At 71.4% G+C, this 12,857-nt stretch carries 13 protein-coding genes; 8 read left to right on the plus strand and 5 right to left on the minus strand.

Annotated elements, in window-relative coordinates:
• Positions 1-6: 6 nt before the first annotated feature.
• Entirely contained in the window at positions 7-309 is a 303-nt protein-coding gene (locus tag BG418_RS37760; protein ID WP_188278597.1) for a YciI family protein, read from the minus strand.
• A gap of 39 nt (positions 310-348) precedes the next feature.
• Between BG418_RS37760 and BG418_RS37765 the strand changes: the two genes are divergently transcribed.
• On the plus strand, positions 349-1,047 hold the full coding sequence (locus BG418_RS37765) for an endonuclease V (RefSeq protein WP_188278598.1): 699 nt from the start codon (positions 349-351) through the stop codon (positions 1,045-1,047).
• A gap of 3 nt (positions 1,048-1,050) precedes the next feature.
• On the opposite strand, the gene BG418_RS37770 is transcribed toward BG418_RS37765, so the two are convergent.
• Complete coding sequence (locus BG418_RS37770) at positions 1,051-2,232, minus strand: trans-acting enoyl reductase family protein (RefSeq protein WP_223186009.1); 1,182 nt, start codon at positions 2,230-2,232, stop codon at positions 1,051-1,053.
• Between the two features lie 91 nt (positions 2,233-2,323).
• On the opposite strand from BG418_RS37770, the gene BG418_RS37775 reads away from it, so the two are divergent.
• The 5 genes from BG418_RS37775 to BG418_RS37795 all read left to right on the plus strand — a co-directional run bounded on the left by BG418_RS37775 (position 2,324) and on the right by BG418_RS37795 (position 8,588).
• Positions 2,324-2,707: an MmcQ/YjbR family DNA-binding protein gene (locus BG418_RS37775; RefSeq protein WP_188278599.1), complete on the plus strand. Its 384-nt coding sequence runs from the start codon at positions 2,324-2,326 to the stop codon at positions 2,705-2,707.
• Between the two features lie 112 nt (positions 2,708-2,819).
• Positions 2,820-3,998 (plus strand): CaiB/BaiF CoA-transferase family protein, encoded by a 1,179-nt coding sequence (locus BG418_RS37780; protein ID WP_188278600.1) that lies wholly within the window; start codon positions 2,820-2,822, stop codon positions 3,996-3,998.
• Entirely contained in the window at positions 3,995-5,137 is a 1,143-nt protein-coding gene (locus BG418_RS37785; RefSeq protein WP_188278601.1) for an acyl-CoA dehydrogenase family protein, read from the plus strand. The genes BG418_RS37780 and BG418_RS37785 overlap by 4 nt, the downstream gene beginning before the upstream one ends.
• 21 nt (positions 5,138-5,158) lie before the next feature.
• Positions 5,159-6,373 carry an acetyl-CoA C-acetyltransferase gene (locus BG418_RS37790; protein WP_188278602.1) on the plus strand — a complete coding sequence of 405 codons (1,215 nt, stop codon included), beginning with the start codon at positions 5,159-5,161 and terminating at the stop codon, positions 6,371-6,373.
• 40 nt (positions 6,374-6,413) lie between these two features.
• The gene (locus BG418_RS37795) at positions 6,414-8,588 is read left to right on the plus strand and encodes a 3-hydroxyacyl-CoA dehydrogenase NAD-binding domain-containing protein (RefSeq protein ID WP_188278603.1); all 2,175 of its coding nucleotides are present in this window, start codon (positions 6,414-6,416) and stop codon (positions 8,586-8,588) included.
• A gap of 75 nt (positions 8,589-8,663) precedes the next feature.
• Here BG418_RS37795 and BG418_RS37800 read toward each other — a convergent pair whose 3' ends face one another.
• The 3 genes from BG418_RS37800 to BG418_RS37810 all read right to left on the minus strand — a co-directional run bounded on the left by BG418_RS37800 (position 8,664) and on the right by BG418_RS37810 (position 10,871).
• Entirely contained in the window at positions 8,664-9,401 is a 738-nt protein-coding gene (locus BG418_RS37800) for a MerR family transcriptional regulator (RefSeq protein WP_188278604.1), read from the minus strand.
• Between the two features lie 85 nt (positions 9,402-9,486).
• On the minus strand, positions 9,487-9,915 hold the full coding sequence (locus BG418_RS37805) for a nuclear transport factor 2 family protein (RefSeq protein WP_188278605.1): 429 nt from the start codon (positions 9,913-9,915) through the stop codon (positions 9,487-9,489).
• A 35-nt stretch (positions 9,916-9,950) separates the two neighbouring features.
• Positions 9,951-10,871, minus strand: a complete 921-nt coding sequence (locus BG418_RS37810) for a zinc-binding dehydrogenase (RefSeq protein ID WP_188278606.1) — start codon at positions 10,869-10,871, stop codon at positions 9,951-9,953.
• Positions 10,872-11,011: 140 nt separating this feature from the next.
• On the opposite strand from BG418_RS37810, the gene BG418_RS37815 reads away from it, so the two are divergent.
• Together BG418_RS37815 and BG418_RS37820 are read left to right on the plus strand one after the other, a co-directional pair.
• Positions 11,012-11,962, plus strand: coding sequence for a LysR family transcriptional regulator (locus BG418_RS37815; protein ID WP_188278607.1), 951 nt, complete (start codon positions 11,012-11,014; stop codon positions 11,960-11,962).
• Between the two features lie 21 nt (positions 11,963-11,983).
• Complete coding sequence (locus BG418_RS37820) at positions 11,984-12,856, plus strand: oxygenase MpaB family protein (protein WP_188278608.1); 873 nt, start codon at positions 11,984-11,986, stop codon at positions 12,854-12,856.
• The last annotated feature ends 1 nt before the right edge of the window (position 12,857 follow it).

The following is a 12,857-nucleotide window of genomic DNA, read 5'->3' on the forward strand; positions in this document are numbered from 1 at the left end:
ACCTGGCTAGCTGGAAGGCAACTCCTGCTGGTACGGGGCGAGTTCGGGCGCCGTCTTGGTCGCGAAAAACTCGGTGATCCGGTACGCGCAGACGCCGTTGACGTTGAAGGGGTCGGTCGCCGTGATCTTCTCGATCGCCGCGCGGTCGTCCCCGACGGCGAGGATGACCCCGCCCTCGCGGGGCTCCTTGCGGCCGGAGGCGATGAAGACACCGGCCGCGTACTGCGCGTTCAGCCAGGCGACGTGCTCGCCGAGGAGTTCGTCGACGCGGGTGAGGGGAGCGGTGTACGTCAGGTCGAGTATGAACATGATCGCCAGGCTACTCCGGCCCGCATTTAGGCTGAGAACATGACGCTTACACAGATCCCCGAGGGCTGGCCCACGGACGAGTCGCAGGCCCTGGCCGTGCAGGACGAACTGCGCGGCCGTGTCGTGCTCGACGAGCCCGGGCCGCCGCCCGGCACCGGTCTGGTCACGGGCGTCGACGTGGCGTACGACGACGAGCGGGACGTCGTCGCGGCGGCCGCAGTGGTCCTGGACGCCGCCACCCTGGAGGTCGTCGAGGAGTCCACCGCCGTCGGCCGGGTGGCCTTCCCGTACGTGCCCGGGCTGCTCGCCTTCCGGGAGATCCCCACGGTCCTGGCGGCCCTGGACGCGCTGAGCGCCGGTCCCGGTCTGGTGGTCTGCGACGGGTACGGGCTCGCCCACCCCCGCCGCTTCGGCCTCGCCGCCCACCTCGGCGTCCTCACCGGGCTGCCGGTGATCGGCGTCGCCAAGAACCCGTTCACCTTCACGTACGAGCAGCCGGGCGCCCGGCGCGGGGACAGCTCGCCGCTGGTGGCCGAGCGGGGCGAGGAGGTCGGGCGGGCGCTGCGGACCCGGGCCGACGTCAAGCCGGTGTTCGTCTCGGTCGGCCACCGGGTCGGCCTCGACAACGCCTGCGCCCACGTCCTGCGGCTCACCCCGCACTACCGGCTGCCCGAGTCGACCCGGCGCGCGGACGCGCTCTGCCGCGAGGCGCTGCGCACCGCGCTCACGGCGGGGTAGCTATCAGCGCGTGTGGGCCACCCGGAAACGGATGCCCGCAGCCTGGAGCCGTTCGAGCAGCGGGTCGCCCATCGCCGCCACCGTCGTCAACTGGCCGCCCCCAGAGGGCAGTTCGTCGAAGGCGAGGCACAGTGCGCCCTCGGCGAGGATCTTGGCCGTCTCGTCGTAGCCCGGGTCGCCGCCCGACACCTCGGTGAACACCCGGCGCCCGCCGCCCTCGCCGACGAAGCGCAGCGAGAACCAGCTGCGGTCGCGCTTCTCCTTGTCGGGCCCGCTGCCCGCTTCGTAACGGTTCATCAACCACCGTCGTACGGCGGGGAGTTGGGCCGCTCCGAATGCCGTCCCCGCGCCGACGACCGCGCCGAGCGCCAGCGGCAGACGGCGGACGGCCGCGAAGTGGCGGTAGCGGAAGTCGGGGCCGTAACGGGCGTTCGCGGACGCCGAGCGGGCCACCACCGTCGGGTCGAGGACCGGCAGCGGCAGCGCCCAGGCGCCCGTCTCGCGGCTGAAGTGCGGGGCGCCGAGCGGGGCGCGGGCGCGGCGGCCGACCAGCCGCGGCTCGTGCAGCCGCCGCTCCCGGGCCGCCCGCAGCTGCTGCGCGCCGCGCCCCATCGCGTTGAGCGCCGACGCGAGCGTGCCGCCGGAGAAGGTGGCGGAGGTGCGCAGGAATCCGTCGACGCGCAGCGGCACGTCCTTCGGCAACTGCTGGACCGTGTAGTACACACCGAGGTCGCACGGCACCGAGTCGAAGCCGCACGCGTGCACCAGACGCGCGCCGGTCTCCCGGGCGCGCGCGTCATGGCGTACGTACATCGTGTCCACGAACTCCGGCTCGCCGGTCAGATCGAGGTAGTCGGTCCCGGCCTCGGCGCATGCGGCGACCAGACCCTCGCCGTACCAGACGTACGGGCCCACGGTCGTCGCCACCACGCGCGCGGACTCGGCGAGGGCGCGCAGCGAGTCCGGGTCGGCCGAGTCGGCGGTGAGCAGGGGGAGCGTGGCGCACGCCGGGTCGATCGCGGCGAGCCGCTCGCGCAGCCGCTCCAGCTTGGGCAGCGAGCGCCCGGCCAGCGCCCAGCGACAGCCGTGCGGCGCGTGCGCGGCCAGATACTCCGCGGTGAGGGTGCCCACGAACCCCGTCGCCCCGAACAGCACGACGTCGTACGGCCTGGCCGTCCGCTCCAAGGTGATCCTCCGCTGCTTCTCGTCCCATGCCGTTGTCGGTGGCTGAGGCTAGCGTGAGATGAGGTGTCGCGGGTGATCAAGGAGGCAGGACATGGCCGCACCGTCGAAGGCCGCGCTGGCGAAATGGGAGAAGCTGCGCGAGTTTGCCCTGAGCCTGCCCGGGGCCGTCGAGGAGCACCCATGGGGCGAGACGGTGGTCAAGGCCAACAAGAAGATCTTCGTGTTCCTCGGTGTCGACGACGGCAGCCACCCGCTGGGCATGGGCGTCAAGCTCACGGACGAGTCCACGCACGCCCACGCCCTGACCTCGCCCGGCGCCCAGCCCTCGGGGTACGGCCTCGGCAAGTCCGGCTGGGTCCAGCTGCCGGTCGCCGGGAAGGGCGCGCCCAGGGTGGATCTGCTGTGCGAGTGGGTGGAGGAGAGCTACCGGGCCGTCGCCACGAAGAAGCTGGTCGCGGAGCTCGACGCCCGCTGAGCCGAGCAGTCGCTGAGGGCGACCGCCGAAGCCGCGTAAAACCCCGCGTAAAAACCAAGCGCTTGCTCGCGCAGGGGCTTGTGCGAACTGGAACGTGTTCTTAGCATCACTGATGTTACATCAGTTGTGTCACAGTGCTGGGGGCTTGATGGCGACGACAGGGAACGGGCCGCTCGCAGGTGTGCGGGTGGTCGAACTGGCCGGAATCGGGCCCGGCCCGTTCGCCGCGATGCTCCTGGCCGACCTCGGCGCCGACGTGGTCCGCGTCGACCGCCCCGGCGGCCACGGCCTGGCCATCGACCCCGCGTACGACCTCACGAACCGCAACAAACGGTCCGTACTGATCGACCTCAAGGCCGAGGACGGCCCCCGCCGCGTCCTCGACCTGGTCGAGCGGGCCGACATCCTCGTCGAGGGCTACCGCCCCGGCGTCGCCGAGCGCCTGGGGGTCGGGCCCGAGGAGTGCCTGGCCCGGAACCCGAGGCTGGTGTACGGGCGGATGACGGGCTGGGGCCAGGACGGCCCGCTCGCCCCGCGCGCCGGACACGACATCGCGTACATCGCCGTCACCGGCACCCTCGGCATGATCGGCAAGGCGGACGAGGGCCCCACCGTCCCCGCCAATCTCGTGGGCGACTACGCGGGCGGCTCGCTCTATCTCGTCGTCGGCGTCCTCGCCGCGCTCCAGCACGCGCGCGCCCACGGCGAGGGCCAGGTCGTGGACGCCGCGATCGTCGACGGCGCCGCCCATCTCGCCACCATGATCCACGGCATGCTGGCGGCCGGCGGCTGGCAGGACCGGCGCGCCGCCAACCTGCTCGACGGCGGCTGCCCCTTCTACGGCACGTACGAGACCTCCGACGGCCAGTACATGGCGGTCGGCGCCCTTGAGCAGCAGTTCTACGACGAGTTCGTACGACTGCTCGGCATCGAGGCCGTCGCCCCGGCCCGTAAGGACTTCGCTCGCTGGGACGAGCTGCGTACGGCTGTCGCCGAGCGGTTCCGGACCCGTACGCGCGCGGAGTGGACGGCCGTGTTCGAGGACTCGGACGCGTGCGTGGCGCCCGTGCTCTCGATGCGGGAGGCGCCCGCGCATCCGCATCTGGCCGCGCGCGGCACCTTCGCCGAGCACGGCGGCATCACCCAGCCCGCGCCCGCGCCCCGCTTCTCGCGCACCCCGGGCTCGCTGCGCCGCCCGCCCGCGCTGCCGGGCGCCGACACCGCCGAGGTCGCCCGCGACTGGGACGTGCCGGCCCTTTACCACCACACCACAGAGGAGAACGACAGGTGAAGCGGCAGATCTTCACGGCCGAGCACGACGCCTTCCGCGAGACCGTACGCACCTTCCTCGCCAAGGAGGTCCTGCCGCACTACGAGCAGTGGGAGAAGGACGGCATCGTCTCGCGCGAGGCATGGCTCGCGGCCGGGCGCCAGGGGCTCCTCGGGCTCGCCGTGGACGAGGAGTACGGAGGCGGCGGGAACGCGGACTTCCGCTACAGCGCCGTGCTGGCCGAGGAGTTCACCCGGGCGGGCGCCGCCGGGCTCGCGATCGGGCTGCACAACGACATCATCGGGCCGTATCTCACGGGGCTGGCCACCGAGGAGCAGAAGCGGCGCTGGCTGCCCGGGTTCTGCGACGGCTCGCTGATCACCGCGATCGCCATGACCGAGCCGGGCGCGGGCTCCGACCTCCAGGGCATCCGCACCACCGCCGAGGACAAGGGCGACCACTGGCTGCTCAACGGCTCCAAGACGTTCATCTCCAACGGCATCCTCGCCGACCTGGTGATCGTCGTCGCCAAGACCACGCCGGAGGGCGGCGCGCACGGCCTGTCGCTGCTCGTCGTCGAGCGCGGCATGGACGGCTTCGAGCGCGGCCGCAACCTCGACAAGATCGGCCAGAAGTCCCAGGACACGGCCGAGCTGTTCTTCACCGACGTACGCGTGCCGAAGGAGAACCTGCTCGGCGAGCTCGACGGCGCCTTCATCCACTTGATGACCAATCTCGCGCAGGAGCGCCTGAGCATCGCGGTCGCCGCGATCGCCGCCGCCGAGTACCTGCTGGAGATCACCACGACGTACGTCAAGGAGCGCGAGGCGTTCGGGCGGCCGCTGGCCACCAAGCAGCACATCCGCTTCGAGATCGCCGAGATGGCCACCGAGTGCGCCGTCACCCGTACGTTCCTCGACCGCTGCATCGTCGATCACTCGAACGGGGAACTCGACGCCGTGCACGCCTCGATGGCCAAGTGGTGGGCCACCGAACTGCAAAAACGCGTCGCCGACCGCTGTCTCCAACTGCACGGCGGCTACGGCTACATGAGCGAGTACCGGGTCGCCAGGGCGTTCACCGACGGCCGCATCCAGACCATCTACGGCGGGACGACCGAGATCATGAAGGAGATCATCGGTCGTTCCCTGCTCGGCTAACCCTCTTTGAAAGGCTTATCAGTGAGCACCGAAGCGTTTGTGTACGACGCGATCCGCACCCCGCGCGGGCGCGGCAAGGCCAACGGCTCCCTGCACGGAACCAAGCCGATCGACCTGGTCGTCGGGCTGATCCACGAGGTCCGAGGCCGCTTCCCGGACCTCGACCCGGCGGCGATCGACGACATCGTCCTCGGCGTGGTCGGCCCGGTCGGCGACCAGGGCTCCGACATCGCCCGCATCGCGGCCATCGCCGCCGGGCTGCCGGACACGGTCGCGGGCGTGCAGGAGAACCGCTTCTGTGCCTCGGGCCTGGAGGCCGTCAACCTGGCGGCCGCCAAGGTCCGTTCGGGCTGGGAGGACCTGGTGCTCGCGGGCGGCGTCGAGTCGATGTCACGGGTCCCGATGGCCTCGGACGGCGGCGCCTGGTTCGCCGACCCGATGACCAACTTCGACACCAACTTCGCCCCACAGGGCATCGGCGCCGACCTCATCGCCACGATCGAGGGCTTCTCGCGCCGCGATGTCGACGAGTACGCGGCGCTCTCGCAGGAGCGGGCCGCCGAGGCGTGGAAGGACGGCCGGTTCGCCCGCTCCGTCGTGCCCGTCAAGGACCGCAACGGCCTGGTCGTCCTCGACCACGACGAGCACATGCGGCCCGGCACCACCGCCGACTCGCTCGCGGCCCTCAAGCCCTCGTTCGCGGCCATCGGCGACATGGGCGGCTTCGACGCGGTGGCGCTGCAGAAATACCACTGGGTGGAGAAGATCGACCACGTCCACCACGCGGGCAACTCCTCGGGCATCGTGGACGGCGCGGCCCTGGTCGCCATCGGCTCGCGAGAGGTCGGCGAGCGCTACGGCATGACCCCGCGCGCCCGGATCGTCTCGGCCGCCGTCTCCGGCTCCGAGCCGACGATCATGCTCACCGGCCCCGCCCCGGCCACCCGCAAGGCGCTCGCCAAGGCCGGGCTGACCATCGACGACATCGACCTCGTCGAGATCAACGAGGCGTTCGCCGGAGTGGTGCTGCGCTTCGCCCGCGACATGGGCCTCTCGCTCGACAAGATCAACGTCAATGGCGGCGCCATCGCCATGGGCCACCCGCTGGGCGCCACCGGCGCGATGATCCTCGGCACGCTCGTCGACGAGCTGGAGCGCCGCGACCAGCGGTACGGCCTGGCCACGCTGTGCGTCGGTGGCGGCATGGGCATCGCCACCGTCGTCGAGCGTCTCTGACCGTCCTGTCCCGGCACCCCCTCATACGGAGATTTCAGCAATGAACGAGAGCACGACCATCCGCTGGGAACAGGACGAGACCGGCGTCGTCACCCTCGTCCTCGACGACCCCAACCAGTCCGCCAACACCATGAACCGGGCCTTCAAGGACTCCATCGCGGCCATCGCCGACCGCGCCGAGGCCGAGAAGGACTCCATCCGCGGCATCATCTACACCTCCGCCAAGAAGACCTTCTTCGCGGGCGGCGACCTGAAGGACATGATCCAGGTCGGCCCCGAGAACGCCCAGCAGGCCTTCGAGACCGGCACCGCCATCAAGCACTCGCTGCGCCGCATCGAGACCCTGGGCAAGCCGGTCGTCGCGGCCATCAACGGCGCTGCCCTCGGCGGCGGTTACGAGATCGCGCTCGCCAGCCACCACCGCGTCGCCCTCGACGCGCCCGGTTCCAAGATCGGCCTGCCCGAGGTCACCCTGGGCCTGCTCCCGGCGGGCGGCGGTGTGACCCGTACCGTACGGCTGATGGGCATCGCGGACGCGCTCCTCAAGGTGCTGCTCCAGGGCACCCAGTACACCCCGCAGCGGGCGCTTGAGAACGGCCTCGTCCACGAAGTCGCCGCCACGCCCGAGGAGATGATCGCCAAGGCGCGCGCGTTCATCGACGCCAACCCGGAGTCCCAGCAGCCCTGGGACGTCAAGGGCTACCGGATCCCGGGCGGCACCCCGTCGAACCCCAAGTTCGCCGCCAACCTCCCGGCGTTCCCGGCCAACTTGAAGAAGCAGCTGAACGGCGCCCCCTACCCGGCGCCGCGCAACATCCTCGCGGCCGCCGTCGAGGGCTCCCAGGTCGACTTCGAGACCGCGCTGACCATCGAGGCCCGGTACTTCACCGAGCTGGTCACCGGCCAGACCGCGAAGAACATGATCCAGGCGTTCTTCTTCGACCTCCAGGCCGTCAACTCCGGCGCCAGCCGCCCCAAGGGCATCGAGCCGCGCCCGGTCCGCAAGGTGGCCGTCCTCGGCGCGGGCATGATGGGCGCGGGCATCGCGTACTCCTGCGCCCGGGCCGGCATCCAGGTCGTCCTCAAGGACGTCTCGCAGGAGGCGGCCGACAAGGGCAAGGCGTACTCGGAGAAGCTGCTCGCCAAGGCGCTCAGCCGGGGTCGTACGACCGAGGCCAAGCGCGACGAACTGCTCGCCCGCATCACGGCGACGGCCGACCCGCGCGACCTCGCGGGCTGCGACGCGGTCATCGAGGCGGTCTTCGAGAACACCGAACTCAAGCACAAGGTGTTCCAGGAGATCCAGGACATCGTCGAGCCGGACGCGCTGCTCTGCTCCAACACCTCGACGCTGCCGATCACCGGTCTCGCCGAAGGCGTCACCCGCCAGGCCGACTTCATCGGGCTGCACTTCTTCTCGCCGGTCGACAAGATGCCGCTGGTCGAGATCATCAGGGGCGAGCGCACCGGCGACGAGGCGCTGGCCCGCGCCTTCGACCTGGTCCGCCAGATCAAGAAGACCCCGATCGTCGTCAACGACTCGCGCGGCTTCTTCACCTCGCGCGTCATCGGCCAGTTCATCAACGAGGGCGTAGCGATGGTCGGCGAGGGCATCGAGCCCGCCTCCATCGAGCAGGCGGCGGGCCAGGCGGGCTACCCCGCCAAGGTCCTCTCCCTGATGGACGAGCTGACCCTCACCCTGCCGCGCAAGATCCGTGACGAGACACGGCGCGCGGTCGAGGAGGCGGGCGGCGTCTGGCCCGGCCACCCGGCGGACTCGGTGATCGACCGCATGGTCGACGAGTTCGGCCGCCCCGGCCGCAGCGGCGGCGCGGGCTTCTACGAGTACGGCGAGGACGGCAAGCGCGTACGGCTGTGGCCGGGCCTGCGCGAGCACTTCGGGAAGCCCGACGTCGAGGTCCCCTTCGAGGACATGAAGGAGCGGATGCTCTTCGCCGAATCGCTGGACACCGTCCGCCTCTTCGAGGAGGGCGTGCTCACCTCGGTCGCCGACGCCAACATCGGCTCCATCATGGGCATCGGCTTCCCGGCCTGGACGGGTGGCGTGATGCAGTACATGAACGGTTACGAGGGCGGTCTGCCGGGCTTCGTCGCCCGCGCCCGCGAACTGGCCGAGCGCTACGGCGACCGGTTCCTGCCGCCGGCACTGCTGGTGGAGAAGGCGGAGCGGGGCGAGAAGTTCACGGACGCGTAAGGCCCGTCGACGCGTGAGGTTCGCCGACGCGTAAAGGGGGAGGGGCCGGGGAGGAGATCCCCGGCCCCTCACTCGCTATTCGGCCTCGGCGCGGAAGGCGGCCCGCAGTTCCTCTTTGAGCGACCGCTGGAACGCCGTGACCAGCGCCTGCACCACCATCGGCTGCATGTGCGCCGACAGTGACTTCATCGCGGCCACATGGTCGGGGTCCGACTCGCGCTCCCGGTACGGGTTCCACACCTCGTCCCGGAACAGCCGCGTCAGCTCGTGCGCGGCCGAGCGCGTGTGGTCCACGAGGACGGTCCGCGCCGCCAGGATCGTCTCGTGCGCGATCGGCACGTCAAGCAGCTGCACCCCCAGCGCGAGCAGCCCGGGGTCGACCCGGAACGCGTCGCCGTCGCCGGGGGTGCGCTCCAGTACGTTCATGGCGGCCAGCCGGTCGATGTCCACGTCGGAGAGGGCGCGCCCGGCCCGCCGCTCCAGCTCGGCCCGGGTCGTCTCCTCGGCGGCGTCCGGCGCCCAGGAGGCGACCACGGCGCGGTGGATCGCCAGATCGTGCGCGTTCAGATCGGGCGGCAGTTGCTGGAGGTAGCGCTCGATCGCGGCGAGCGTCATCCCGTGGTGCTGCAACTCCTCGATGAGGGCGAGCCGGGACAGATGCGCCGGGCCGTAGTGACCGACCCGGCGCGGCCCGATCGAGGGCGGCGGAAGCAGACCCCTGGTGCTGTAGAAACGGATGGTGCGCACGGTGACCCCGGCGCGCGCGGCCAGTTCGTCGACCGTGAGGGTCGGCTCCTCGGTCTCGGTCGCCATGGCTGTGCCTCTTTCCCGGTTCGCGGTCGATCCGGTTCAACAGTATTGCTGTCTCACCACTGTTGTGAAAGGGGCCCGGGGGCGGTCATCCGCCGAGGCGGTCGGTGGCATCGTCCGGGAACAGGGTCTCGGCGACATGCTTCGTGTCGGCGTACTCGACGACCGAGACGATCTTCCCGTCGTGGACCGTGTAGATGCCGAGGCAGCGGTTGTCGTATGTACCGCCGTAGACCGTCTCGGCCTTGGAGGTCCATTCGGCCACCACCCGCTCGCCCTCGGCGATCGTGCTGATCAGCTCGATCTCCATGGTGCCGGGGACGAGGACCGGGCCCATGCCGCCGAGGAAGTCGTCGATGATCGCGTCGCGGCCGTGCCACACCTTGGAGATGGGCAGATCGCCCGGGTAGTGCCAGGTCGCGTCCGTGGCGAAGCTGTCGCGGATGACGTCGATGTCACCGTCGCGTACGGCCTCGACGTAGCGGATGACGACGGCGCGGGGGTCGGTGGTGCTCACGGTCTTGCTCCTTCGGTTGCTTTCAGGCGTGGTGTTCAGGACAGGGTGAGGACGGCCTTGCCGCGGATGCGGCGGTCGCGCAGGTCGGTGAGGGTGGTCGCGGTGTCGGCCCAGTCCGTGACGCGGCCGATCTCGGGGTGCAGACGGCCCTCGGCGGTCAGCCGGACCAGCGCCGCCAGGTCCTCGTCGAGGCGGGTGTCGGCGTCGAGGTAGTGGAAATGGCGGATGGTCGCGGATTCGGGGCCGCTGAAGAAGTCGAAGAAGTCGAGCGTCGCCGGGGTGCGGCTGGCCTGCCCGAACCAGATCAACGTGCCGCGCCGGGCGAGCCGCGCGAGTGCGACGGAGAGCGCCCGGCCGCCGGTCGACTCCAGGACGATGTCGTACGGGCCCCGCGCCCCGGCGACGTCGTGGACGATCTCGGCGGCGCCGAGCTCCGCGAGCCGGGCGCCGCGTTCGGCGTCCCTGGTCACGGCGGTGATCTCGGCCCCGGCGGCGGCCGCGAGTTCGGTGACGTAGTGGCCGACGCCGCCGGAGGCGCCGGTCAGTAGAACCCGGCGGCCGAGCACCGGTCCGGCCGCGCGCAGCAGCCGCAGCGCGGTGAGACCGGCCAGTGGCAGGGCCGCGCCCTGGAGCACGGAGACGCTGTCGGGCAGTTCGGCGAGCGCGCCGGTCGGCACCGCCACGTACTCCGCCCAGCCGCCCGCCATGGGGTGGCCGACGACCCGCGTGATCCCGGACGGCCCGCTGCCGTCGGCGGCCGGCTGCACCACCAAGCCCGCGATGTCCTTGCCGGGGCGCTCGCCGGGGACGGGCCGCTCCAGCTTGAACGTCTCGCCCCGGTTGACGGAGAACGCCTCGACCTTCACCAGCGCCTCGTCGGGGCGCGGCGTCGGCTCGGGGACATCGGCGAGCACGACCGGCTCGGCGGGATCTCCGGTCGGGACGAAGGCTTTCATCGTGGTCAACTCCTCGGTGGCGCTTGCTTTCCGGCTTCGCTTTCCGGCTTCGGGGACCATCGGACCGCGTGGAGCGGTGGCCCGGCCAACAACCGGACCGCATGATCGACAACAAAGCGTTGTCGCATAAGGTCAGCGCCATGGACCTCGACCTCGCCCAGGTCCGCGCCTTCGCCGCGACCGCCGGGACACTGCACTTCGGACGCGCCGCCGAAGAGCTGAACACCAGTCAGCAGGCGCTGTCCAAGCGCATCGCCCGCCTGGAAGAGCTGCTTGGCGTACGGCTCTTCGAGCGTCAGGGCGGCGTCCGGCTGAGCGAGGCGGGGGAGCGGTTCCTGCCCGCCGCGCGCGAGGCGCTGGCGGCGGGCGAGCGGGCGGTCGCCGCGGTGACGGACGCCGGACCGGCCGTACGGATCGACACCTGGGGCCATCTGTACGCGCCGATGCGTACGGTCGCCGAGGCGGTGCAGGCGCTCGCCGCCGTGCGGTGGGAGCCGGGCCCCGGGCGCGATTGGCCGTCGGTCGCGGGGGCGCTGCTGCGCGGGGACACCGACCTGGGTTTCGGCCGGGTGCACCCGCTGCCCGACGGCCGGGACGCGGGACTCACGCAGCGCCTCGTGCGCCTCGAACCCGTCGACCTGGTGGTCGGCCCCTCGCACCCGCTGGCCGGCGCCGACGCGGTGCGCCCGGCCGAGCTGCGCGACAGCGTCCTGTGGTGTCCGGCCGAGCTGAGCCGTCTGGACTTCCTGCGCCGCTTCGCCGACGAGTTCCAGATCACGCGGCGCCACGACGGCCCCAACCTGGGCCTGGACCACCTCGTCCGGGGCCTGAGCACCGACCCCGACGGCTTCACCGTCTTCCCCGCCGACGCGCCGCTGCCGGACCACACGGGCCTGCGCTCCATCCCGCTCGTCGAGCCGACACCGCTGTACGCCTGGTCGCTGGCCTGGCGCGAGTCGTCCCGCCATCCACAGCTCGACACCTTGCTGCGCGGTTTCGCCGAAGCAGGTCGTTCCCGGCGCTGGCTGGAGTACAAGCCGGGGCGCGACTGGCTCCCCGACACCGACCATCCGAAACTCGCGCCCCACTAGTCATCTGATATCCCTGGATGTGTGATCGAAAACCGTACGTCCACCGACCCCACCCCGCCCCCGCCCGGCGGAGTGCTGTGGAGCCTCGCCGGGGACGTGCGGGTCCTGCTCACGCTGCCCGCGGCCCTGGCGCTCCAGGTCGCCCATCCCGCCGTCGGCGCCGGGGTCGACGAGCACTCTGTGTTCCGGACCGACCCCTGGGGCCGCGGTGAGCGCTCGCTGCGCTCGCTCCAGCTGTGGGTGTACGGGGGCGAGGCCGCGGCCCAGGAGGGGCGTCGGCTGCGGGAGCTGCACCGGAGCATCCAGGGCACCGACGCGCGGGGCCGCCGCTACCATGCGCTGACCCCGGCCAACTACGCGTGGGTGCATGCCACCGGGTATCCGATCTTCGCCTACAGCCAGCAGTACCTGCGCCGTCCCTGCACCGAGGCGCAGGAGCGGCAGATGTACGCGGAGTGGCTTCAGGTCGGGCGCGTTCTGGGCATCCACGACCGGGACATGCCGCAGAGCATCGAGGAGTTCTGGCCGTACTACCGCAAGGTGCTCGCCGACGAGATCGGTGCGAACGCCGTGGTCGAGGAGCTGGTCTCGCTCCACCCGGACGTTCCGGCCCCCGCCCTCGGGCCGCTCCCCGTACGACTGTTGCTGCGGCTGTGCTGGCCGCTGCTCCTGCCGCCGATCGCGCGCTTCAGACGGTTTTTGACCATCGGCTTCCTGCCGCCGGACGCGCGCGCGGCGATGGGGCTCGAATGGACCGACGCCCAGGAGCGCGCGCTGCGCCGGTTCGGCCGCGTGGTGCGGGCGGTCGTGCCCGTACTGCCGGAGCGGCTGCGCTATCTGCCGCTCGCCCGACGGGCCAGGGCGCGGGCAAAGGCCGAGAAGCGCGCTGGATGAC

Origin of the sequence: Streptomyces sp. CBMA152 (genome assembly GCF_014596475.1) — a bacterium.
Classification (GTDB): Bacteria; Actinomycetota; Actinomycetes; order Streptomycetales; family Streptomycetaceae; genus Streptomyces.

What these genes read in the sequence shown, in the direction of transcription:
- BG418_RS37760 (WP_188278597.1), bottom strand. Translation starts at nt 309, where the DNA reads ATGTTCATACTCGACCTGACGTACACCGCTCCCCTCACCCGCGTCGAC.
- BG418_RS37765 (WP_188278598.1), top strand. Translation starts at nt 349, where the DNA reads ATGACGCTTACACAGATCCCCGAGGGCTGGCCCACGGACGAGTCGCAG.
- BG418_RS37775 (WP_188278599.1), top strand. Translation starts at nt 2,324, where the DNA reads ATGGCCGCACCGTCGAAGGCCGCGCTGGCGAAATGGGAGAAGCTGCGC.
- BG418_RS37780 (WP_188278600.1), top strand. Translation starts at nt 2,820, where the DNA reads ATGTTACATCAGTTGTGTCACAGTGCTGGGGGCTTGATGGCGACGACA.
- BG418_RS37795 (WP_188278603.1), top strand. Translation starts at nt 6,414, where the DNA reads ATGAACGAGAGCACGACCATCCGCTGGGAACAGGACGAGACCGGCGTC.
- BG418_RS37800 (WP_188278604.1), bottom strand. Translation starts at nt 9,401, where the DNA reads ATGGCGACCGAGACCGAGGAGCCGACCCTCACGGTCGACGAACTGGCC.
- BG418_RS37810 (WP_188278606.1), bottom strand. Translation starts at nt 10,871, where the DNA reads ATGAAAGCCTTCGTCCCGACCGGAGATCCCGCCGAGCCGGTCGTGCTC.
- BG418_RS37815 (WP_188278607.1), top strand. Translation starts at nt 11,012, where the DNA reads ATGGACCTCGACCTCGCCCAGGTCCGCGCCTTCGCCGCGACCGCCGGG.